This window comes from Candidatus Avelusimicrobium faecicola (assembly GCA_900540405.1).
GTDB lineage: Bacteria > Elusimicrobiota > Elusimicrobia > Elusimicrobiales > Elusimicrobiaceae > Avelusimicrobium > Avelusimicrobium faecicola.
The window spans coordinates 1-22,368 of record UQFW01000021.1; the positions used below are offsets into that span (position 1 = coordinate 1).

The window sequence follows — 22,368 nt, forward strand, 5'->3', positions numbered from 1 at the left end:
ATTAACACACTGCGGCCGTTTTCTTGCGGGCTGTACGGGTCCGGCGTGTTCACGCCGTCCACAATAAACAAAAAGCGGTATTTGCCCGGAGCAATGGATAAGGTGGTTTCCCACGCGCCGTTTTTCTTGCGCAGGGCTTGCGGTTTGGCCATGGTAAAACCGCTGACGATAGAAACTTTTTTGCCTTCCCCAAAATAGCGGAAAGTGACACGGCGGTACTTGGAGCTTTTGGGATTATCCGCCACCACCACACTGGCTTTGGCGGGCTTTTCGGCTTGCTCGGCCGGTTGCTCTTGCTCGTCCGCTTTGGGGGCAGGTTCGGCTACCGGCTCCGGCACCACAACCACCGGCTCTGCCGCAATTTCTTGCACTTTAGGCGCTTTTACCGCCGGGGCGGCCGGAGTTTTGGGTTCTTTTTTAGTTTCTTTTTTGGTTTCGGGCAACACCTCAGCCAACAAATCGGGCTGGGCGGCGGCCTGTTCTTCGGCCACCACTTCCGTTTCCTCTACCGGCATAAAAAAACGCGCCGACAGATTCTTATACAAAAAGAAACCGCAGACGCATAAAAAAACGATATCTACCACTATCAGGAACAGCCAAAGGTCTTTATTGGCGGAAACAGGTTTTTGCTCTAAATCAAAATTTTCGTTTTCCATAAGTTCCTTAAAAAAAGCGGGCGAAGGGAATCGAACCCTCGTCTAAAGCTTGGGAAGCTTCCATTCTACCATTGAACCACGCCCGCAATATCCTAATGTGTTATTATTTTAGCAAAGTTTTTCAACCAATGCAACTATTCTTATTTTTCCGCTCTGCGCGAAAGGAAAAACACAAAAATCCCCGGAAATTATTTTTTAATCTCCGGGGATAAATTACCGTTTTTTATAAACGCTTACCGTTTTTTAGCACTCTTTTTAGCGCTCTTTTTGGCGGTTTTTTTAACAGCCGCCTTTTTAACAGCCGGGCGGGTGGCTTTTTTTACCGTAGCCCGGGCCGTTTTGGCGGCAGGTTTAGCGGTTTTTTTGGCAATATGCCCCACTTTTGCTAAGGCTTTGTCAAAATCCTTTTGGTGCTTGGCGGCGTATTCTTTCCACCCTTCCAAGGCCAAAGGCAACACTTCGTCCATGCTTTTTACAGGGATTAAGGTTAGTTCCTTTTTTACCTGTGCGGGCAATTCGTCCACATCTTTTACGTTCGTGTGCGGAAACAAAATGGTTTTTACACCTTCCCGGTACGCGGCCAAAAACTTCTCTTTAATACCGCCCACAGGCAGTACGCGCCCGGTAATGGTCACCTCGCCCGTCATAGCCAAATGCTTTTTGACCGGCAGGCCCGTAAGCAAACTGGTAATGGCGGTGGTAATCACGCTCCCGGCGGAGGGGCCGTCTTTCGGCACGGCGCCTTCCGGGAAGTGGACGTGAAAGTCCGTATGGTCAAAATCCACGTCATACCCGTAGCCGCGGCTGCGCGCATACGTCAGCGCCGCGCGGACGGATTCTTTCATTACCGTACCCAACATACCCGTCAAAATCAGCTGGCCTTTGCCGGGCAGTTTGGTGGCTTCTATGGAAAGGGTTTCCCCGCCCACACTCGTCCACGCCAGGCCGGTAGCCACGCCCACGGAGTTTTCCTCCGTAGAGAAGTTGGCATATCTCGGCACGCCTAAATATTCATGCAGATTTTTAGCGTTAATGACAATTTTTTTACCGCCGTTTTCCACATATTGTTTAGCGGACTTGCGGCAAAGGGAGGCTATTTGGCGTTCCAAATTACGCACCCCGGCTTCGCGCACATATTCCCGCATAATCAGGGCGACGGCATCCCGGGAAATTTCCAAAGAGCCCTCTTTTAAGCCGTGCAATTTCATCTGCCGCGGGATTAAATATTTGGCGGCAATATCATGCTTTTCGTAATCCGTATAGCCGGAAAATTCAATAATTTCCAAACGGTCACGCAACGTGACGGGAATATCCGCCAGGGAGTTGGCCGTAGTAATAAACATCACTTTGGAAACATCATACGGCACGTCTAAAAAGTGGTCCACAAAATCTTTATTTTGTTCCGGGTCCAACAGTTCTAGCAAAGCCGCGGCCGGGTCACCCCGCCAGTCGGAGCCCATTTTGTCAATTTCGTCCAACAGGAACACCGGGTTGGAGCTTTTGGCTTTGCTTAACCCTTGGATAATGCGCCCCGGCATAGAGCCGATATAGGTGCGGCGGTGACCGCGGATTTCGCTTTCGTCCCGCACGCCGCCCAAAGACATCCGCACAAATTTACGCCCGATAGCCCGCGCAATAGATTTGGCCAAAGAGGTTTTACCTACCCCCGGCGCCCCGGCAAAGCACAACACCGGCCCGCGCAGGGAATGGGTCAACTTGCTGACGGCTAAATATTCCAAAATACGCTCTTTGGGTTTTTCCAAACCGTAGTGGTCTTCGTCCAGCACTTCTTTGGCTTTTTTCAAATCCAGTACGTCTTTGGTGGTCACGTTCCACGGCAGATTTAACAGCCAATCCAAATACGTGCGCGAAACCGTAGCTTCCGGGGAGAACGGCGCCATTTTAGCCAGGCGGTCCAGCTCTTTTTCGGCCGCTTCTTTGGCGTGCGCGGGCAAGCCGTTCTTTTTAATTTTGGCGCGCATGGCGTCCAATTCTTTTTGGAAATCATCCTTTTGGCTGAGTTCCTTTTGAATGGCTTTCATTTGCTCGTTCAAATAGTATTCTTTTTGGTTCTTTTCTATTTGTGCGCGCACTTGGGAGTGAATTTTTTCTTCCAACCCTAAAATTTCAACTTCGCTCGTGATTAATTTTAAGATTTTTTCCAACCGTGTTTTCACGTCCACGGCTTCCAAAATGGCTTGGCGGTCGGCCGTTTTTACCATCATATTGGAGGCCACCGTATCGGCCAGTTTGGACGGGTCGTTAATTTGGCGCAAGAAGGAAACCCCCTCCACCGCCACCCGTTTAGACACCCGCGCGTAATGGTCAAATTCGTCCAGCACTTTGCGCATTAAAGCCTGCACCACCGGGGAGTTATCGTCTTTTTCTTCCAAATAATCCACCGTGGCAAACCAGGTATTAGCCACCGGGTTAAGTTCCAATTTTTTAACGCGCGCGCGGGTTAAGCCCTGCAAAAATACCTTAATGGAACCGTCCGGCATTTTTAAGTTTTGGGTAATTTCCGCCACCACGCCAAAATGGTAAATATCGCTTTCTTTGGGGTTGTCAACTTCGGCATTTTTTTGGGAAAGCGCCAATATATAGCGCCCCTCGGATTCCAACGCCAATTCCACCGCTACAATAGATTTTTCCCTATCCACAGACAACGGCAAATTCATACCCGGGAACATCACCACGTCCCGTATGGCCACGGCGGGAATTACCGTCGGCAGCGATAACGTTTGTTTTTTAATTTCTTCGCTCATGCTTTCTCCTGATAAAAAGGGGCTTTTTCATGGCGCGCGTTTTTTACCCCCGCGCGCTTACCCACGGTAATATTGTAGCAAATTCAATTAAAATTAGCAAACATAGCCAATGCCTGCTAGTTTTGTTTATTTGCCCGGTCTGTTATCCCATAATAAAAAACCCCGCCGTGCGGGCGGGGTAATTGCAAAGCGGGTACGGCTTATTTATCCCGTAAAGTTAAAACTTCGTCAATAATGCCGTAGGCTTTGGCTTCTTCGGCGGATAAATAATAGTTGCGTTCGCTGTCCGTGCGGATTTTTTCCTTCGGCTGGCCCGTATGTTTGGCCAAAATATCCAACAGGTGTTCTTTATTGTCGTGCAGTTCGCGCGCTTCAATTTCAATATCCGTCACTTGGCCGGAAATACCGCCGCCCCAAATTAAAGGTTGGTGAATCATAATGCGCGAATGGGGCAAAGCGTAGCGCCGCCCTTTGGAGCCGGCCGCCAACAGCACCGCGCCGAAGCTCATAGCCTGGCCCATGCAAATAGTGGTGATGGGGGCTTTGATAAACTGCATAGTATCGTAAATAGCCAGGCCGGCCGTCACCATACCGCCGGGAGAGTTGATATACAGGTTAATTTCCCGTTGGGAGTCTTCGGCATCCAAATACAAAAGCTGGGCGATAATCATATTGGCGCTGGCGGTATCCACTTCCCCCTCGCGCCCGCCGACAAAAATAATACGGTCTTTTAATAACCGCGAAAAAATATCATATCCGACATTCTTTTCAATAATAGTAGGTATAATCATAATACTTATTGTAGTAAATTTTTTTATTTTAGAAACTTCCTTTTTATATTTTCCCACAGGCCCGGGGTCAATGCGCCGAACGGCCTATAAAGGCCCAACGGGAATATAGGTCCAAAATCCATAAAAAATAGGTCTTTAGGCCCTGTAAAAACCCCGTCAAAAGATTTATAGTAATAGCAAGTAGGAACCATTTTAAGGAGGACGTATGAAATTCAACAAAATAGCCGTATCTGTATTGTGTTTGTTTACGGTTGCCATTTGTGCCAATGCACAAGCTGTTAAGGCTCCCAAAAAAGATGCCAAAACTTCTGCTAAATTAGAAAATGTTTTGCAAAAACGCGCCTTACAAGCCCGCAAAAATGCCAAGGCCGAAAAATGCCGCTGGTGCGGTGAACCGGTGGTAGAAGGGCGCAAATGCCCGGCCGACCCGGATGTATATTGCATGCCGGCCCCCAAAGCCGTAAAAGCCAAAAAAGCACGCAAAGCCGCCAAACCGGCCAAAATGGAATACAACTGCCCGAAATGCGGCGCCGAATACACTTCTGACGAATTATGCCGCGACGTATACCACAAATGTGCCGATAACCGCCCCTACGGCGAACCGGAAGCCGGTTATTATTGGGTGGAATCCCCGGCCACGGAACAGAATGATGCCTCTGACGGTGAACCTCATTCTAATTTAGTCAGTGTCAGCGGTCTTGAAGACTACCCTTACGGCGAACCCGAAATGGCCCCGCTGCATGAATTAGATATGGCGATTGCTAACAGAGCCGAAGTGTTGTTGCAAAAAGACCGCGACGCCAACAACGGCCGCGCCAAACATGATTTTGAATACTACTACAACCAACTGGCCGGCGCGGAACAATGCCGCTGGTGCGGTGAACCGGTAGAAGATTCCCGCCGCTGCCCGGCCGATACGGATGTAAACTGCATGGACCCGGTATCCGCCACGACGTCTTACGAAGCCAACACGGTCAGCACGGTCAAAGCGACCGAAACCCACTGCCCGAAATGCGGTGCCGAATACGACATTGACGAAATTTGCCACGGTATCCAACACCGCTGCGAAGCCAGATAAAAGCATTTTCTTTCTGCAAAGCCCTCCCCCGCGGAGGGCTTTTTTATTGGGGGTGCCGCACAAACGCCGAAAAATGTATAATAGTTTTTTGTGATTTTATCCATAACCGGAGGCACTTATGCCCATAGAAAGAAACGCCGAAGAAAAAGAAAAAATTAAACATATTTTAGCTACCGCCGAAGCCAACAACCTGCAAATTATTAAACTTTGGTTTGTGGATATTTTGGGCAACTTAAAATCCCTTTCCCTTTCCCACCGGGAATTTGAATACGCCCTGAATGAAGGTATGGGCTTTGACGGCTCATCCGTGGAAGGGTTCGCCCGCACTTACGAATCCGACCTGGTGGCCTTGCCGGATTTGGATACGTTCCAAGTATTTACGCCGGAATTAACCGGGGCACCTATTGCCCGGTTGTTTTGCGACATCAAAAATACCGACGGCAACCAGTTTGAAGGGGACCCGCGCTACATATTAAAAAAGAATTTGGCCCGCATGAAAAAAGCCGGATTTGACCAATTTATGGTGGGGCCGGAACTGGAATATTTTTATTTTCAAGACAATAAACACACCCAACCGTTGGACTGCGGCGGCTACTTTGACACCATCCCTTTAGATACCTCGTACGCGGTGCGCCGTGAAACGATGCAAATGCTGGAAAAATTAAACATCCGTGTGGAATACTCCCACCACGAAGTAGCCCCCTCCCAACACGAAATTGACCTGCGCTACGACGAAGCTCTCAAAATGGCAGACCAAGTAATTACCTACAAAACGGTGGTTAAACAAATGGCCGCCAAACACAATATGTACGCAACTTTTATGCCCAAACCTATTGCAGGCGTAAACGGCAGCGGCATGCATGTTCACCAATCTCTATTTGCAAACGGCAAAAATATGTTTTTTGATGCCAAAGACGAGCTTTTCCTCTCCGACACCGCCAAACACTATATCGCCGGGATTCTAAAGCATGTGCGGGAAATTTGCTCCGTCACAGACCAGTGGGTAAACTCCTATAAACGCCTGGTGCCCGGTTATGAAGCCCCGGCCTATATTGCGTGGGGGCGGCGCAACCGCAGTACCTTGGTGCGTATTCCGCAGGCAAAGGCCGGCAAACCCAACGCCACCCGTTTAGAGTGCCGCTTCCCGGACCCGGCCTGCAACCCCTATTTGGCTTTTTCCGTTATGTTGGCGGCCGGATTAGACGGCATAAAAAACAAATTGCCCGTTATGCCCATTACGGAGGACAACATCTTCCACATGAGCCCGCAAGAGCGCCAAAAACGCGGCATAGAAACCTTGCCCGCTTATTTATACGAAGCCGTCAACCTGACCCGCCATTCCGCCTTAGTGCGCGAAACACTGGGCGAGCATACGTTTGAAAAATTTATTGCCAATAAAGACATTGAATGGGAAAACTACCGCACCCACGTTTCTAATTACGAAATTGAACGCTACCTGTCTGTTTTATAGGCAATCATTGACGGATTATTTTAACGCCGCTTCTTAAAAAAAGCGGCGTTTTTTTTACAGCTCCAAACGGCATAAAAAAGGGACCTTTCAGGTCCCTTGTGCAAAGTATAAAGTATCCGGCATTAGAGCGAATATCCGCTCCCGCCCGCGTTGGCCCACTTCCAAAAAGCGTCTTCAAACGCGTTCATATCGTTATAATAATACACACGTTTAAGGGCCTTCTCGGGCGAATACGGCTCGTAAATTTGGCGGCCTTTGGAATCTTTTTTCAAAAACCCGGTGGACGGGTCCCGCACCGCCTCCCCTTGCGAAAGCAGGCGCGTAAACTGCTCAAACTGCATCCGCTTAGACGGATAAGACGAATTACCCGGGTTGAGCAAAAAGCGCACCATGGTATAGGCTTGGAAATACCAATCCTGCGTTTGCCCGTTGGATTCCATCATATTGAGCGACCCTTCCCGCATAAACTGGTCAAACGGTAAAAAAGTGACCGTGCGCCCCGGTTTGCGCCGGGCCGGGCGCGGAGAATCCCACCCCAAAGACATCCGGCTGGATTTATCGCGCTGAAGGTTCAAATTCTTAAAATCCTGCGCCCACGGGCCGCCCTGCGTGCCGTTATAGGCTTGGTCTTCCATGAGTACCGCCAAGCCCTCGTCCAACCAGGCGGGCGTCATAATTTGGTGCGTATGGCGTTTATCAAAAAACTTTTGGGTAAAAATATGCACCAGTTCGTGCGTGAACATTTCTTTCAGCTCTTGCGTTTTTTGCGGCTCGTCATATACCACAATTTCCCCGCGGGTCGGGTACGCCAGGGCGCGGCTCCAGGGTTTGGCGTTCGGCTCGTATTTCAAGTACGATTGATAATCCTGATACACAAACACCCGCACCCGGTCCGACATCATCCACGGAATAAACCGTTTTAAGGTGTTGTACGCCTGTTCAAACACGTTGGACATATTGGCCGTACCACTGCCGAAATCCCGCTTTTGGGTATAAATGGTAAAGTTTTTGCTTTCGCTTAATTTCCATTCCACGCCCGGGCGGTAGACATTCGGGTTGAAGTGGCGGGCTTTGTTGGAAGGCACCGTGGCCGTTGTGTTTTTAGCGGCCGGCGGCGGAATTAAACGGCCGGAGTTTTCCTGCTTTTGTTTGGCCTGGCGGAGTATGCGCGCGGCGGCTTCCAATTCCGCATCGGCGGCTAAATCTTCGTCGCTGGGTTCTTCCTGCGGGCCGTCATCCGGGTCCGGCGCGGCGGTTTCCCCGGGCGGTAAAAGGGCGTTTTCTTTTTCTATTAATTTTTCCGTTTCCGTGGGTTTGGCCGACGGTTGCGCGGCTTGCTTTTTAGTGCCGGGAGCGGCCGCCGCCTTGCCCGCCGGAGCCGGCTTTTTACGGAGCGTATTATTTTTTTTGCCTTGGGTGCGGCGCGCCTTGCTGGCCGCTACCCGGTTGGCGGTTTTTGCGCTGAGCTTTTTAGTGGGCTGTACTTGCGTTTTTACCACCGCCGCCGGAGCATTTCCGCCCATATCTAACGGCATTTCCAACGTGGCATCCGCCGATGTTTTGGCGGACGCTTTGGCGGATGAGCCCGCGGTGCTTTGCGCGCGCACGGCCGTAGTGCCCACGGCCCGGGGGGCTTGCTTGGCTTGCCCGAGGGATTTTTTGAGTATATCAATATTAGACCCGGGGGCCGTTAATTGTTCGTTAGATACTTGAATAGACGAAGACACCGCTTCCGCAGGTGCGGAAACGGTGTTTTGGGCATAAACAAAGCCGGATAAGGCAAGTGCTACACTTAAAAAAATGCTCCGTTTCATAATCACTATCCTAAATTATAAAGAGCCGCCGTCACTGCCTATTACTTCAAAAACCATTTGCAACATATTTTCTCCGGCAGTTTTTCCGGTCATTTCTCCCCGGGGGTAGCCGTCCACTTCTCCGTTTTCCCCTTTTGTATCATACAACCAGGCACGCACCTGATACTGTTGCCCGTCTATTACGGACCGACAATCATAAAAGCGGTGTTTTTCCGTATCGCTGGTGCTGGTGCAAATGCCAGAGTTATTGTAGTCGTCACAATACATATAGGCGCCGCGGGCGTCCCCTTCAAAATCACTGCGGAACGTGGCTACGGATTTGGCCGCCCACAGAGAATTTACCTCCGCCATGCAGGAATCCGCCATAATCTGGGTGCTTACATTCCGGCGCGTTTGGCGCACCGTCATCGTGCGCGAAAGCGTGGCACGCAACAACATGGCAGACATCCCCGCTAACACAATCGTCACCAGTAAAACTTGCATCAACGCGGCACCTTTGTTATTTTTTAATATCATACAAATCTCCTTTACAGCCCGTTAGGCAGTAAAAACGTTTCTTCTACAATATCATTGACCGTTTGGGTAGAATCTAATTCCACAATCAACGTCATATCAATCGCGCTGGCAACGCCGCTGTTGCCCACCCGCCGGAAGGACGGAGAGGCGTACCCTTCATATCGGGGCATATATTTTACATTGTTCAGCACGGTACTCCCATTGCGCAGGATTCTGCCGCCGCGCGTGGCCCCCGCGGGCTTCACGCCGGACGACTTAGAGCCTTTTTCAAACCTATAAGAAACGCACCCATTCCCGCCCCCGGGCTTGGTAATAGCTGCCCCGGATACGCTTTTATTATCGCACAGCTCAAATAACAGGCCCCCGGTGCTGGGGTCCGTACCCGCCCCCATATTAATATACGTTGCCGCGTTAATATCATTACGCAACGTGCGCAAAAAAAGGGATAAATTATTGCGCAGCATCACTTTACTGCGCCCAACCCCCGCCTCGCGCGAGGCCGCCGTGGTTAAAGAGGCCAACGCCACCCCAATTAACCCCACTACCATTACTGCCAACAGAACCTCTGTAAGTGTAAAACCTTTTCTGTTTTTCATAGCGCCCCCTATCTGGTTAAAGTGTACCCGTTGCAACGGATTTCAAAATGGATGGTTTTTCCGCTGGAAATATCTTGCGGTTGCACCCCATCTGCGGTATTGTAAACCCCCGTATTCCAGTTGGTGCTTAGCGGGCGTTCCCGCGCGGTTTTCGGCAATTTAGCGTTGACAATATCATTAGGATTTACCCGGTACACAAAACAGCTTTTGGAGCCGGTATCCCCGTTGCAATCATCTGCGGCATCCGAATCACAAATAAGCGGCAACAGGCACTTAATGTTATGCGTTCCGGAGGCAAGGGGCGTGGTGTCATCAACCGCCATGGTGCCGGAGTGCCCGCACAAGCCGTTTTGATAGGCCAGCGGCACTAAATCTTCATTTTCCGAATCTTTTTTGGTAAGCGTAAAATCGCGGGAAAACACATACGCCTGCAACTGCATGTGCGCTTTTTCTACCGCTAAAATCATTTCTTCGCGGATGTCCGGCCCGGAAGATTTACGCGAGGCTGATAACAACACCGCAAAAGAGCCGGTAGCCACTACGGCCAACAGCACCATGGCAATCAGCCCTTCCAACAACGTCACACCTTTTTTACTTTTCCAAAATTTCTTTATCATAAAGTATCCTTTAATCGTTGGAATTATCCGTCACCCGTAAAGCGTCATCCAAATAAATATAATATTTAACGCCGTTATAGTCTTTTACATACTTTTCACCGGCGGCTGTTTTAGTGGTTCCCATCGCCACCGCATACGGGCGACCATGGCAGTTGGCGTTGTTATCTAAACACGAATAAAAAGTATACGGCAATTCGGAATATTCTGACCCGCTTAAATACCCGCAGGCAAACAACTGCATAATATTTTCCCTCTTTCCGCGGCCCGGAACCCCGCTGGAACTCAAATCGTTGCAGGCAGGAGGAACGGCCCCCAACGCGGTTCCGGTGAAATTCCCGATAATTTGAACCCCTTTGGTGTTTTGGTAATAACTGCGGATTGCTTCGGACAAGCGTTTTACGCCTTCTTTAGCCAAGTTATTGCGTTGGTCAAAACGGATAGAATTATACGCCGGAATTGCAAAGCTAAGGATTACGGCAATAATCAGCAGTACGGCCAAAATTTCCATAAGCGTAAAGCCTTTTTGGCTTTGCGCGCAGGAACGGAGATTAAAATAAGATAAATATTTTTTCATAAAATATCCTTTTTGCTAGGCCCCAGTTGTGCCGCCCGTACCACTCCAAGTGGAGGAAATTTCGCTCCAACTGTCATTGGCCGCGTTGTAGCAGGCTTTATAGCCCTGATACTTGCCCAGTTTGCTATTTACACCCTCAAAACAGGCGGATTCATCACCGGACAAGGTAAATTCGAAATAGCCGTTAAAGCCCAACGCATCCACATATCCGTTAGCCACCAAACAGCTGGCCGGCCACTGGCCACTGGGGTCGGAGGCAAAACCGCGGGCACAAACTGGAGTGCCGTCTACAAAAGAGGTACCAGTAGTGCCTTGGACCCTATCATCAATACGGTTGCTATCAAACCGAATGCTCGGGTAATCAATATGCGCCCGATAATTTCCCATGGCCAACGATTGCGTGACCGCGCGCGCCTGTGCCACCCGGGTTTGGGCGGTGCTGTTGCGGTAGCTCACCGTGGCAAACAAAGCCAAAATACCGATAATGGCGGCCGCTATCAGTAATTCCAACAGGGTAAAACCCGCTTGTTTACAATATAGATGCTTCATATAAAAATCCTCTATAAAATTTAAGCTCTATTAAGTATTGCGGAAAATTGCCAATTTGTCAATTACCGCGTGACCACTTTGTCTGTGCCGTTATTAAAATATTTTAAGGTTTCCGTACCCATATTATCAATACAAACTTTATACGGCACAGGTAATTTCTCCACGGGAGTCCGATACATACACACATCGCAATTTGTTTCTTCTATGGTATATTCATAGGAATTCATAGAATCTTTTACAGTGGCTTTAGTATACCCGTTGCGTCGCATACATTCATGGGGATACTTTTGGCACCCGGCTTTATTAAGCGTTTTGTGTTCCGCAGAAACCCCTTCGTCCTGATTTAGATACATGTCTTCCGGCGTGGTGACCTTGGGGCAACTATATCCCCCAAACATTTGTTGCACATTACGCAAGGCGGAAGAAAGCTCTATCAGTTTCCCCTCCGCGGCCATAAATTTATTGCGTTCCATGCTCCGTTTATAAGCCGGCACGGCAAATGCCGCCACCGTGACGGCAATTACCACCACAATCATCACTTCAATCAGTGTAAAACCTTTCTTCATACAACCCTCCTAGTTGCCGCCGATTTGGGACAGTTTGAAAATAGGCAAGAAGATAGAGGCCACAATAATACCAATTAGCGCACCTACGCCGCAGATTAAGATAGGGTCAATAACCGCGGAGAAACGCGCAATAAACTGGTCTACTTGGTCGGCATAGAATTTAGAAAGCGTACCGATAATAGAAGGCAATTTACCGGATTCTTCACCCATGAGCATCATTTCCGTCATCAGCCCGGGGAAAATGCCCGTAGAGCGGAACGATTCGGAAATAGACTGCCCGGCCGCCACTTCCGCACGCACTTGTTTTAAGGCCCCTTGAATGATTACGTTGGTATCAAAAGATTCTTCCAATACCGCAATAGCATTCAAAATGGTCACGCCGGATTGCAACAGCGTAGACATGGTGGAAAGCATACGGTCGTAATAAATATTTTTCAAGAAATTACCAAAAAGCGGCATGGATAACAAAAATGCGTGCCAGCGTTTTTTACCTTCCGGGGTTTTAATGTAAAACTTAAACCCGACGAAAGAGGCAATCAAAATGAAAATAAGCAGAATACCGTGGTTAATTAAAAAGCTGGACACCGCCAATACCATAACCGTAATGGTAGGGAGTTCAATGTTAAAGTCCTTAAAAATTTGGGCGAAGGTAGGTACAATCCCCAAAATAAAGTACACCAACACACCGATAGACGCCGTACCCAAGATGAACGGATAGGTGACTGCCGTAATAATTTTGCTTTTCATACCTTCCTGCGTTTTGGTGTATTTAGCCACCTGCATTAAGGTATCGGCCAACTGGCCGCCCACTTCACCCGCTTGTACCAAAGACAGCCAAATGGTGGAAAACGTGCGTTTGTGGCGGGAAAGCGCCGTATGTAGCGAACTACCGCCGGAAATATCTTTGGCTACTTGCGTAAGCACGGTACCCAACATGGGGTTAGAAGCGTATTCCCCCAACAGGGAAATAGCCCGCACCAACGGCACACCGCCGGCAATAAGGGTGGAAAGCTGTTCGGCAAAGAAAGCCAAAACGTGCCCGGGCACTTTACCCGTTTTTTTAGGGCCGCTGGCGCCGCCGAACAGACTGGCGCCGCCCCCCTCTTTTACGTCCACCACAATATACCCTTTGTTTTGCAGGGCGAAAACAACTTTTTCCCGGCTGTCGGCTTCCACACTGCCGCGCAGTTTTTTGCCGTTCATGTCCTGTACTTCATAAGTGAATTTTGCCATAATAAAAAACCCTCATTAATTTTATTATATTGGTTATTCGTCCGACGTTGTTGCTGCTAAAATTTCGTCCACGGTGGTTAAACCGCGCACCACTTTGTGCCAACCGCTCGCACGCAGGTTGAGCATTCCGGAGCGGTCCGCCGCTTGTTTAAGTGCCACCAAATCCTGCGTTTTGTAAATAATGGTGCGCATTTCCTGGGTCATGCGGTATACTTCGTAAATGGCGCGGCGGCCCATATACCCGGTGCCGAAGCACTTGGGGCAACCGACCGACTTAAAAAATGTCCAGCTGTTTTGGTCCTTCGGGTTCAAGTGCCCTTCTTTAATAATTTGGGCCAAAACGTTTCCGTCCGGCATGTGCGGCACTTTGCAGTACGGGCACAACACGCGGATTAAGCGCTGCGCCGCCACCAACGCCAAAGAGCTGGCCAGCAGGAACGGCTCCATCCCCATATCAATCAAACGGGGAATAGCACCCAACGCTTCGTTGGTGTGCAGGGTGGAAAGCACCAAGTGACCGGTTAAAGCGGCTTTTAAGCACGCTTCCGCAGTTTCCGTATCGCGGACTTCCCCCACCAGAATAACGTCCGGGTCCTGACGCAAGAACGAGCGGAGCCCGGCCGCAAAGGTAAGCCCGATGGAGGCTTTTACCTGTACCTGGCTGATACCGGCCAGTTTGTATTCCACCGGGTCTTCCAACGTCATAAAGTTTAATTCCGGCGTACGAATGGTGGTCAATACCGCGTTTAACGTGGTAGATTTACCGGAACCGGTAGGACCCGTCAAAAAGATTAATCCGTGCGGCAAGTTGGCCGCTTCCATAAACAAGCGTTTCTGTTCCGGCTCAAAGCCCAGCTTGTCTACGTTCATTTCCCCGGTGCCTTTATCCAAAATACGAAGCACCAGTTTTTCGCCGAATACCGCCGGGCAGACAGACACACGAACCTCAATTTTGCGGTTTTGGAATTGGATACCAAAACTGCCGTCCTGCGGCAACCGTTTTTCGGCAATATCCAATTTAGACAAAATTTTAATACGGGAAATAATAGCCGCGATAGCATCTTTAGACGGTGGGGTGCGTTCATACAAAGAACCGTCAATACGGAAACGCAAGCTGACGCGCTCGTCAAACATTTCCAAGTGAATATCGGAGGTACGCTCCGTAATGGCTTGGCGCAAAATAGCGTTTACAATTTTAACATATTGGGAAGTGTTGGGGCGGACGCGGTCCAAATCCAAATAGCCGGAGTTCAAATCGTCGTCGTCATCTTCCTCCACATCGGCATCAGCCGGTTTGTTGGAGGCATCATTAATAACTTCTTCCAACAAGTCTTTATTGGAATAAAACGAATCAATAACACTTAACAGCTGGCTTTTGCTGGCGATGAACGGCTGTACCTGCTTGCCGGACATCATTTTGATATTTTCAATTAAAAATACGTTCGTCGGGTCATAGAGCGCAATAGCCAGCTCGTTATCTTCCACGAACAGCGGAAGGACCATATTTTCACGCGCAAATTTTTCCGGGATAATATCCTGCAATTTTTGCTCTTTTTCCGGGTTCAAAATGCCGTTTTCTTTGGAAGCGTAGGGAATTGCAAAATGTTTGGAAAGCCCAATCGTCACTTGGTTTTCACTTGCGAAACCGAACTTAACAATGGCATCCGCCAACGGCACATTACTCTGGCGAGAATAAAGCTCCGCGCTTTTGAGTTGCTTGTCGTTAATGATGCCTCTTTCTATTAAAATTTCGCCTAACTGTTTTGCCATTTCCTAATCCCCCGCGGGGTTTTCCCGCTGTGTATTGTCGTTAAACTCCCGCCCCCGCCATAAAAGCGGGGACGGGATAAAAAGCTCTTTTTTACTCGGCCAGAATGGTCGGTGTAATAAAGATTACTAAGTCCGTAGTGGATTTGGTCTTTTCCTTGCTGGTAAAGAGCCAACCCAATATCGGGATATCACCCAAAAGCGGTACTTTGCGGGTGGAATCCGTTTCGCGGGAGCTAAGCAAGCCCCCAATTACCACGGTTTGACCGTTTTTCACACGCACCAGGGTAGATACGGCGCGGGTGGTGGGGTCTTTCGTGTTGCCGATACCGTCAGCCAAATCGGAATAAGACGGCTGGACGTACAGGGTCACATAGCCTTCGCGGTTTACCTGCGGGGTCACTTGCATCGTCAACCCCACGTTGGCTCTTTCGGAGCTTTCGGATTGATAATCCCCGCTGCTGCCGGAAGAAGTGGTAAAACCTACGGTAGCTTGGGTGGTGGTCATAATGGTAGCCGTTTTGTTGTTGACGGTCACCACTTTCGGTTTACCCAAGTATTTGGCTTCACCGCGGGTCAGCAGGCTTCTAAGCACCACTTTGAAAGCGGAGAAGTCCAACAAGCCGCCTTCATCTTCCTGGTCGCCGGAACCGGAGCCGGAACCAGAACCGGAGCCGGAGCCAGAGCCGGAACCACCGTTATTGAGGGAGTCTTTGCTCGGGAAAATCCAGCCCCAACCATGCACGCCTTTACCGCGGATGTAATCTTCGGTCACTTGGCGTTTCGGGCCGGTAAAGGTGACTAAAGAACCGTCACTGCCGCCGTATTCAAAGCCAATGTTCAGGCCGCTGGTTTTGTTGACTTCCACAATTTGCGCTTCAATCAAAATTTGAGGAGGACGAACATCCAATTCCGCCAAAATGTTTTCCACTTGCGGGAAAACTTCCGCCACGTCCGTAATAATTAACTTATTGGTGCGCGGGTCCACGGCGATACGGCCCACCGGGGAAAGCATGCTCTTGATAATAGAGATAATTTCCGCCTGGCCGGAATAGGCATCCTGACCGGAACTGCCGGTGCCGGTGTCCTGCGAAATATTGTTGGACGAGCTGTAATTGCTCATGTTGCTACCGCTGGAAATTTGCGGCAGAACGCTTTGCTTTTCACTGCTGGCAGAACCCATGCCCTGCAAAGAAATATAGCTGAGCGTGTAGATTTTGGTAATGGTATCCGGCGCGTCGTTAGAGCGTTTGGTGACCACATAGCTTTCGCTCTTGCCGATGCGCTGGTAGGTTAACCCGTGTACGCGCAACAACGTATCCAACGCTTCCCGCACAGTCACTTTAGTCAAAGAGGCCGTCACTTTTTTATTGGCGAATTCTTCGCTCATAATAAAGTTAATGCGGGCCTGCGTGGTAATGCTGTTCAAGAACGCCGATATCGGCACGTTGGATACTCTGATAGACACGGTGCGGTCTAACGGAGAAGCCTGTTCGGCTGTCTTGTACAAATCGGGTTCCCCGGTCATTTTGACCGTCTCTTCCGCCGTCAGCGTGACGGTGTCATCGCTAGGGAGAGACTGCCGGGCTTGCTGCGCGCTAACAGACGTAGCCAAACCCATGGCCAAAACCAAAGCCAGAAAACCTTCTAAACGATTTTTCATCTATCCTCCTAATTTGCTTTTTGTAAATTACTAAATTACTGCAACTACTTTAACTGAACTTTCTTCTTAAATTTATGGCCTTTATACAAGAATACCACTTCTTCGTTGCGTACGTCTACAATTTTTGCACCCTTGTAAACTTTACCAACCGTGTATATCTTATCGCCGATAAACACTTCCTTGCCAATAATACCGCCTATGCGGATTTTATTGCGGACCTCAATGGTGGGGTCTTTAATGCGCGCAAGTTCCAACTGGCGGCGCCGTTCGGCTTCTTCGCGTTTGCGGCGTTCTTCGGCCAATTTGCGTTGGCGCTCCGCTTCCAAAGCGGCCAAGCGCTGGCGCTCGCGGTATTGTAATAGCAAGAAATCATCCGGGGACAGGGTGGGGTCCCGCTGGTTTTTGGGATTATACACAATTTTATTTTGGTTTTCTTTCGCGGCTTTTTCGGCCACATCATCCCGTTGGGTGACAAACCCTTCCCCGTTTTCATCCACACTGGCCGGCATGGCAGGCGCCGGAGGAACCCCCTGCGCGTGTGCCGCCCCCATGGCGAATACGGTTAAAAAGCTAATAACCAGAATTTTATTCTTCATCATTAATTACCCCCCTGGTCTTTGAACAATTTAGGCGCCAGTTTTTCTTTGGGGAACAAGGTATTAACCTTTAATTTAATTTTATTTTGGCCCAACATATTGCTTTCGTTGAGTTTTTCCAAAGAAAATTCGGAAATACGCAAATATTCCGGCCGGTTTTCCACCGAGGCAATCAACTGGGCAAATTCCAACCAAGAAGCATTGCTGGCCACCTCTAAATTCGCCAACGTATAGTTGGGGTTCGTGGTGTTTTCCGCTTGCGTGCCGGAAAATTTAGGCGTCAATTTGGCTTGTGCAAACACATCCAAAATTTGCGTCATTAACCATTCGCTTTTAGAGGCCGTATCCGGGAAGCGCGGCTCCAACTCCAGCAAGCGTTTTTTGCTGGCCATATATTCCTGCTCGTTGGTTTGTTGGGAGCGGATGGCGTCCATTTGCCCGCGGTAATTATTAATTTTTTGTTGGAACGAGTTGTTAAAATAGCGGAACACCAAAAATATCGCTATAATTACCACCAACTGTTTGGCAAACAATTTTACGTTGCCTTCTTGCAACACTAACTGCATATCCTTAAAGCCTTTTTCTATGGAGGCTTTTATTTTATTCACTTGTGCATTAGCGGACATATTTTTCCTCCTCTTTGCCACATTCCAGCGAGAAGGTGGTTTCGTTAGATGCTTTTTTAGCGGTAGCATCCTTGGCGCGGGGCTTGTCAAAATTATCGTCCGATTCATCCTGCACGGAGACATCCTGATACGAAATTTGCGCTTCCTGCCCGCAAATAGAGCTTATTAAAGGCATTTCCATCAAGGCGCGGCGGTATTTATCGCCCAAAGCCAAATCGGCCTGGCCGTCCCCGCCCGATTTAATGGAGCCGGTTATCTTAAAAGAGCGGGTTTTGCCGGATTCCGCCGGGAATTTATCTTTATATTCCATTTTGGTAATCCATACTTCCGCCGGGATAGCATCCACAAATTCCACCAATAAGGGCGTAATCGGGTTGCTTTTTAAGAACTTTTCCAGGTTGGAGTTTTGGCTCTTAATCTGCGACAAGTTATTAGAAATTTGAGAAGCCGTTAAGCCTTCAAAATCTTTCACCGGGTTGGCGTTAGTGGCTTTGACATGTTTAAGCTGGGATTCCGTCTTCTGCACGCCGAAATACCCTTTTACAATCATAATCAGAAATACGGCCACTACTAATACCGCAATTTTCCACGCCATAAGCGCCGCGTTAAATTCGTAATCGCTCAACCGGGAGCCTTTTACAAAGTCCAAATCCGGGGCTTTGGAATCATAGAATTTGCCACTGGCCCCAATAGCGGATACTTCCCCCGCCGATTTGGTTTCAATGCCGTACACTTCCGTTAAATTCCATTTGCGTACCGGTTTTTTGGAATCGGCTTCCAGCGCGGTAATCCAGTTGTCTACATCGTGCCCCACGATAACCGCTTCTTCAAAGGGGTCTTTTTCCAACTGTTTGGCAATAAATTCCGTGCAGTTGGTAATTTCAAAGCGGCGGCGTTCGGCCGGTAAAGAGCCGGATATTTCCACCTCGCGCAACAGCACGGGCGCGCCTTCGTTCAAAAAGACGAAACTGGCCAAATCTTTCCCGAAGAAAGAATAAATGCGGCCCCCGTTGCCAATGGCTTCTTTATCGCTGGCGTCAAACGCGCGGCTTAAAGACAAGACGGACGGCTCCACCGATACCAGTTCCAACCCCGCCGAGCGCAAGCCTTTGGATAAGCGTTCCAAAATGACTTTGCTGGTCATGGCAAAAACCACGCCCATCTTTTTTTGCTTAGTGGCGGCAGTTTCAAACTCGTACACATGGTACGCGTATTCGCCTTTTTCAAACGGGAAATGGATATATTTACGCGCTTGTAAAGGGATACTGGTTTTCCAGTTTTTGCGTTCAATAACCGTAGGAATTACAAAGTGGCGCAACAAACAAAACGGCGAGGCCAAGCTGACCACCACTTTGTTGGTTTTCCATTTTTTGCGGCTGGCCACTTTGGTTAAAGATTCCAGCCAGTTATCCATTTGGAAATACGTTTCGTTCAAATCCAACGGTTTAAGTTGGGTGCGGTCCACATCACTTACCGGCACGCGCAGGAGGGATTCCAAAACAGTCCCGCCGTCCTTTTGGGAGGTCTGCGCAATATACATCTCGTCCAGGCCGATATAAAGGCCCAGGCAATCCGGGTGGGCCTTCATATTTTTGCCTATCAGTGTTTCCGCAAGTTTAGAATTTGCAAGGTTAAAATTTGCCATGTCTAAAAATCCTTATTGTTGGGCGGATGATGCGTCGTACTGGTCGTACGGCATATCATACGGGTTATTATTAGCGGTGGTTCCATACGGGTCGGCCGCGGTACCGGCTACGGGTGCAGCATCATACGGATTGGCCGTAGTGGTAGTTTCCGGCGCGCCGTAAGCGCTGGGGTCCGTGGGCATAGGCGCGGCAGACGCATCATCCAACGCACCGGCCGGCAACGTTTCTTCGTAAATATTTACGGTAGATTTGTTGGTCGGGCCCGTGACGTTTACCGTATCGGTCGTTTGCGCCACCGGTTCTTCGGCTTTTTCCACTTTGGGTGCCATCATTACACGGCCGGGTTTCGTCCACAAGCGGGCCGTTTTGTAATTGCATTTGGTGCAGAGCGATTTTTCATCGGCCACGGCGGCTTTTTGGGTACCGCATTTTACGGTGATACGTCTTCTCAAAGTTTTCTTTTCACCGGTGGAATCCGTGACGGTCAACACCAACGTATATTTACCACATTCCAGTTCCGGCCCGATAATCCCTTTGCGGGCGTTCCACAAAATTTGGTGGTAAACCGGCGCAAAGCCTTCCAGCTGGCGCACCACATAGTATTTGCCGTCTTTGGCGTGTTGCACTACTTGGAACGTCCAGTTAGACACAGGGTTTACCGTTTCAATCACGGAGAAATCCACCGCGAACGCTTCCCCTTTGGAGGGGTCAATTTCGTTAGAAACCGGCACTACCGCCATGCTGAGCAGCGGCTGTTTGGAAATTTGGTTCGCCTGCGCAATAGCGCTGGGCAAATCGGAATCAAAATCAAACACAATGGAAAGCCCTTCCAAATTGGCAAATTGGGCCGGGGGTTCCTGGTCATACAAGCCCATATTGTAGCCGATTTTGCCGGAAGAAATACCTTTGTGTACAAAGTAAGAGTTCAGGGCCATCGCTTGGCGGATACCGCCCAAAGTGACGTCATCCGTATACGAGCCGGCCGGCAAAATAATATAGCTGGCACCTTGGGTCAACGCCATCAAGGAATAAATATCGTCCAACAACGGTTGGGCAGACAAGTTAAAGCGGGTCCCTTGGAAAATCACATCTCCGTCAATATCAATGGCATCCGGCAAGTCATTGCGGAAATAAATGCGCACCCCTTTGGTATTGCGGATACGTTCAATTACAGCGGCTTTCATGCTGTCCAGTTTTTGCTGGCTGTACAGTTCGCGCGCTTTCAAAGCGTCCGGAGAAACTAAATCCGTATAAGTAGAGTTGGAAGATTGAGCCGTTGCGGCGGTTGCGGCGTCGTCTTCATCTTCGTCATCTTGGGCAACGGCAACAGGCGCGGCGGCCAGCGTTTGGGCGGCGTCGTTAGCCGTATTTTGTGCAACGGCTTGCGTTTCTTCCGCGGCGGTTTGGGCGGAGGCTTGCGTTTCTTCCGCAACAGTTTGGGCGGAGGCTTGCGCATCTTCTACCGCGGCGGTGGCATCTTCGCGCACTTGGGCCGCATCCTGCTTGGCTTGCGCTTTAGCGGCGTTTACTTCGTCCTTGGTTTGCTGGGCAATCGCCTTGGCATCTTCCGCGGCCGCTTGGGAATCCTCCGCCACGGCATTGGCTACCGTGCGGGCTTCCAAACTGGCTTCCGTGATGTCGTCTGCGGCGGCAGTACGTTGCAACAGCATATCCTGCTGTGCTTGGGCTTCGGCGGCGGTTTGCGCATCAGAAAGACGTTTTACTTCCCCTTCCTTAAAAGCCACGTCCACTTCCACCGGGTTTTGGATACCGCCAACACGGTTATGAATCATGTTGACGTATTTATTGGCCTCGGCCACCTGTTTACGGTTGCCGGAAAGCAGTACGTCAATAAAATACTCCATGGCTTCGTCGTTCTTTTCCTGCTCAAACAACGCTTTACCCTTTTCCAGTTGTTTTTCCGGCGAAGTAGCCGCAAACAACGGCGCATTATCACCCACGAGTGATAAGAACATAAAAGCAGCAACCAAAGTTGCACTTAAATATTTGTTTATTTTTATCATAGATTCACTTGCCCTTGTAATAAAGGTATCCTTTTTTTGTACACATTTACAACATAACAGATAATAGAATTATAGCAATTTAGCGGCGTTTGTAAAGTTATTTTTTATTCTCTCCCAGCCGCCGGACCCTAAAAAGCTATTTTTTACCCAGGGCCGCCAAGCGTTTGGTAGCCGTGGGGTTTTCCGGGTAATAGAACAACGCGCTTTTTAAGTAATAGACGGCATCCTGCGTTTGTTCCGCCCGGTACAGCAAGGAAGACAACGCCAAATTGGCCGATAAATCTTCCGGGTGTTCTTTCAGTACGCCTTCCAACAATTCCTTGGATTTTAAGGCATTCCCCGCCTGGTTGAAATACAACGCCAACAAAACGGGGCCGTTGGTATCGTTTGGAAAATCTTTTATATACGCTTCAATATCCGTGCGCAATTTGCGCCGGCCGGAAACGGATTGGCTCCAATAATTAGCCGCCTTAACATGCAAATCCTGTATTCTTTGCGCCTGGGCGGCAATAGGGGGCAGGGTCTCCTGCGTTTTTTTGTAGAGCCGTTTTAGGTTCTGCAATAACGTGCGGTCCAGCGTATCGGCCGTCAGCCCGCGCTTATATAAATTTTTGGCAAATTCCGTTTCGTCCCGCTTTACATAAATATCGCCCAGCGTAGTCCACAATTCCGCCGCATACGGGAACAAGTGTACCCCGCGGTCTAATAATTTCAAGTTATCGTCGTTGGCATAAATGACATCTTGGCGGATAAGGGAGCCCAACATCACATACGCGCGCAAATTAAACGGACTTAATTTTAAGTGTTCCGTTAAATAGCG

General features: G+C 49.4%; 19 protein-coding genes, 1 tRNA gene and 1 pseudogene. 2 read left to right on the top strand and 19 right to left on the bottom strand.

From position 1 onward, the window contains the following. The 4 genes and pseudogenes from ACQY18_RS03135 to ACQY18_RS03150 form a co-directional block, all read right to left on the bottom strand. A pseudogene (locus ACQY18_RS03135) lies at positions 1–656 on the bottom strand (hypothetical protein); the annotation flags it as partial. 15 nt (positions 657–671) lie between these two features. Continuing rightward, positions 672–742: transfer RNA gene (locus ACQY18_RS03140), tRNA-Gly, on the bottom strand. 147 nt (positions 743–889) lie between these two features. Beyond that, positions 890–3,421 (bottom strand): endopeptidase La, encoded by a 2,532-nt coding sequence (gene lon, locus ACQY18_RS03145; protein ID WP_176777373.1) that lies wholly within the window; start codon positions 3,419–3,421, stop codon positions 890–892. Between the two features lie 200 nt (positions 3,422–3,621). Continuing rightward, positions 3,622–4,212 (bottom strand): ATP-dependent Clp protease proteolytic subunit, encoded by a 591-nt coding sequence (locus tag ACQY18_RS03150; RefSeq protein ID WP_176777372.1) that lies wholly within the window; start codon positions 4,210–4,212, stop codon positions 3,622–3,624. Positions 4,213–4,417: 205 nt separating this feature from the next. Here ACQY18_RS03150 and ACQY18_RS03155 point away from each other — a divergent pair, with 205 nt between their 5' ends. Then, positions 4,418–5,290, top strand: a complete 873-nt coding sequence (locus ACQY18_RS03155; protein WP_428038822.1) for a hypothetical protein — start codon at positions 4,418–4,420, stop codon at positions 5,288–5,290. Positions 5,291–5,408: 118 nt separating this feature from the next. Further along, complete coding sequence (locus ACQY18_RS03160) at positions 5,409–6,761, top strand: glutamine synthetase family protein (protein WP_428038823.1); 1,353 nt, start codon at positions 5,409–5,411, stop codon at positions 6,759–6,761. Between the two features lie 122 nt (positions 6,762–6,883). On the opposite strand, the gene ACQY18_RS03165 is transcribed toward ACQY18_RS03160, so the two are convergent. From ACQY18_RS03165 to ACQY18_RS03235, 15 genes are all read right to left on the bottom strand, one after another. After that, on the bottom strand, positions 6,884–8,575 hold the full coding sequence (locus ACQY18_RS03165; RefSeq protein WP_428038824.1) for a DUF2268 domain-containing putative Zn-dependent protease: 1,692 nt from the start codon (positions 8,573–8,575) through the stop codon (positions 6,884–6,886). A gap of 15 nt (positions 8,576–8,590) precedes the next feature. After that, positions 8,591–9,091, bottom strand: coding sequence for a hypothetical protein (locus tag ACQY18_RS03170; RefSeq protein ID WP_428038825.1), 501 nt, complete (start codon positions 9,089–9,091; stop codon positions 8,591–8,593). An 11-nt stretch (positions 9,092–9,102) separates the two neighbouring features. Continuing rightward, a complete protein-coding gene (locus tag ACQY18_RS03175) occupies positions 9,103–9,687 on the bottom strand; it encodes a PulJ/GspJ family protein (RefSeq protein WP_428038826.1) in 585 nt (194 codons plus the stop codon). Between the two features lie 8 nt (positions 9,688–9,695). Then, positions 9,696–10,304, bottom strand: coding sequence for a type IV pilus modification PilV family protein (locus tag ACQY18_RS03180; RefSeq protein WP_428038827.1), 609 nt, complete (start codon positions 10,302–10,304; stop codon positions 9,696–9,698). Positions 10,305–10,314: 10 nt separating this feature from the next. Next, a complete protein-coding gene (locus tag ACQY18_RS03185; protein WP_428038828.1) occupies positions 10,315–10,878 on the bottom strand; it encodes a type II secretion system protein in 564 nt (187 codons plus the stop codon). 15 nt (positions 10,879–10,893) lie between these two features. Further along, positions 10,894–11,427, bottom strand: a complete 534-nt coding sequence (locus tag ACQY18_RS03190) for a prepilin-type N-terminal cleavage/methylation domain-containing protein (protein WP_428038829.1) — start codon at positions 11,425–11,427, stop codon at positions 10,894–10,896. 62 nt (positions 11,428–11,489) lie between these two features. Beyond that, the gene (locus ACQY18_RS03195; RefSeq protein ID WP_428038830.1) at positions 11,490–11,993 is read right to left on the bottom strand and encodes a prepilin-type N-terminal cleavage/methylation domain-containing protein; all 504 of its coding nucleotides are present in this window, start codon (positions 11,991–11,993) and stop codon (positions 11,490–11,492) included. Between the two features lie 9 nt (positions 11,994–12,002). Further along, positions 12,003–13,226, bottom strand: coding sequence for a type II secretion system F family protein (locus ACQY18_RS03200; RefSeq protein WP_428038831.1), 1,224 nt, complete (start codon positions 13,224–13,226; stop codon positions 12,003–12,005). 33 nt (positions 13,227–13,259) lie between these two features. After that, positions 13,260–14,996: an ATPase, T2SS/T4P/T4SS family gene (locus ACQY18_RS03205; protein ID WP_176777361.1), complete on the bottom strand. Its 1,737-nt coding sequence runs from the start codon at positions 14,994–14,996 to the stop codon at positions 13,260–13,262. Between the two features lie 91 nt (positions 14,997–15,087). After that, positions 15,088–16,656 carry a secretin N-terminal domain-containing protein gene (locus ACQY18_RS03210; protein ID WP_428038832.1) on the bottom strand — a complete coding sequence of 523 codons (1,569 nt, stop codon included), beginning with the start codon at positions 16,654–16,656 and terminating at the stop codon, positions 15,088–15,090. A 44-nt stretch (positions 16,657–16,700) separates the two neighbouring features. After that, positions 16,701–17,252, bottom strand: coding sequence for a hypothetical protein (locus ACQY18_RS03215; RefSeq protein ID WP_428038833.1), 552 nt, complete (start codon positions 17,250–17,252; stop codon positions 16,701–16,703). 2 nt (positions 17,253–17,254) lie between these two features. Continuing rightward, positions 17,255–17,878, bottom strand: coding sequence for a hypothetical protein (locus ACQY18_RS03220; protein WP_428038834.1), 624 nt, complete (start codon positions 17,876–17,878; stop codon positions 17,255–17,257). Then, positions 17,868–19,466, bottom strand: a complete 1,599-nt coding sequence (locus ACQY18_RS03225) for a hypothetical protein (protein WP_428038835.1) — start codon at positions 19,464–19,466, stop codon at positions 17,868–17,870. Before ACQY18_RS03225 ends, ACQY18_RS03220 begins: the two co-directional genes overlap by 11 nt. A 69-nt stretch (positions 19,467–19,535) precedes the next feature. Continuing rightward, on the bottom strand, positions 19,536–21,548 hold the full coding sequence (locus tag ACQY18_RS03230; protein WP_428038836.1) for a hypothetical protein: 2,013 nt from the start codon (positions 21,546–21,548) through the stop codon (positions 19,536–19,538). Between the two features lie 136 nt (positions 21,549–21,684). Then, positions 21,685–22,368, bottom strand: a 684-nt coding sequence (locus tag ACQY18_RS03235) for a tetratricopeptide repeat protein (RefSeq protein ID WP_428038837.1), incomplete at its 5' end; no start/stop codon positions are given.

Coding starts and splice junctions, on each gene's coding strand:
- lon (WP_176777373.1), bottom strand. CDS start 3,421: ATGAGCGAAGAAATTAAAAAACAAACGTTATCGCTGCCGACGGTAATT.
- ACQY18_RS03150 (WP_176777372.1), bottom strand. CDS start 4,212: ATGATTATACCTACTATTATTGAAAAGAATGTCGGATATGATATTTTT.
- ACQY18_RS03155 (WP_428038822.1), top strand. CDS start 4,418: ATGAAATTCAACAAAATAGCCGTATCTGTATTGTGTTTGTTTACGGTT.
- ACQY18_RS03160 (WP_428038823.1), top strand. CDS start 5,409: ATGCCCATAGAAAGAAACGCCGAAGAAAAAGAAAAAATTAAACATATT.
- ACQY18_RS03165 (WP_428038824.1), bottom strand. CDS start 8,575: ATGAAACGGAGCATTTTTTTAAGTGTAGCACTTGCCTTATCCGGCTTT.
- ACQY18_RS03170 (WP_428038825.1), bottom strand. CDS start 9,091: ATGATATTAAAAAATAACAAAGGTGCCGCGTTGATGCAAGTTTTACTG.
- ACQY18_RS03175 (WP_428038826.1), bottom strand. CDS start 9,687: ATGAAAAACAGAAAAGGTTTTACACTTACAGAGGTTCTGTTGGCAGTA.
- ACQY18_RS03180 (WP_428038827.1), bottom strand. CDS start 10,304: ATGATAAAGAAATTTTGGAAAAGTAAAAAAGGTGTGACGTTGTTGGAA.
- ACQY18_RS03185 (WP_428038828.1), bottom strand. CDS start 10,878: ATGAAAAAATATTTATCTTATTTTAATCTCCGTTCCTGCGCGCAAAGC.
- ACQY18_RS03190 (WP_428038829.1), bottom strand. CDS start 11,427: ATGAAGCATCTATATTGTAAACAAGCGGGTTTTACCCTGTTGGAATTA.
- ACQY18_RS03195 (WP_428038830.1), bottom strand. CDS start 11,993: ATGAAGAAAGGTTTTACACTGATTGAAGTGATGATTGTGGTGGTAATT.
- ACQY18_RS03200 (WP_428038831.1), bottom strand. CDS start 13,226: ATGGCAAAATTCACTTATGAAGTACAGGACATGAACGGCAAAAAACTG.
- ACQY18_RS03205 (WP_176777361.1), bottom strand. CDS start 14,996: ATGGCAAAACAGTTAGGCGAAATTTTAATAGAAAGAGGCATCATTAAC.
- ACQY18_RS03210 (WP_428038832.1), bottom strand. CDS start 16,656: ATGAAAAATCGTTTAGAAGGTTTTCTGGCTTTGGTTTTGGCCATGGGT.
- ACQY18_RS03215 (WP_428038833.1), bottom strand. CDS start 17,252: ATGAAGAATAAAATTCTGGTTATTAGCTTTTTAACCGTATTCGCCATG.
- ACQY18_RS03220 (WP_428038834.1), bottom strand. CDS start 17,878: ATGTCCGCTAATGCACAAGTGAATAAAATAAAAGCCTCCATAGAAAAA.
- ACQY18_RS03225 (WP_428038835.1), bottom strand. CDS start 19,466: ATGAAGGCCCACCCGGATTGCCTGGGCCTTTATATCGGCCTGGACGAG.
- ACQY18_RS03230 (WP_428038836.1), bottom strand. CDS start 21,548: ATGATAAAAATAAACAAATATTTAAGTGCAACTTTGGTTGCTGCTTTT.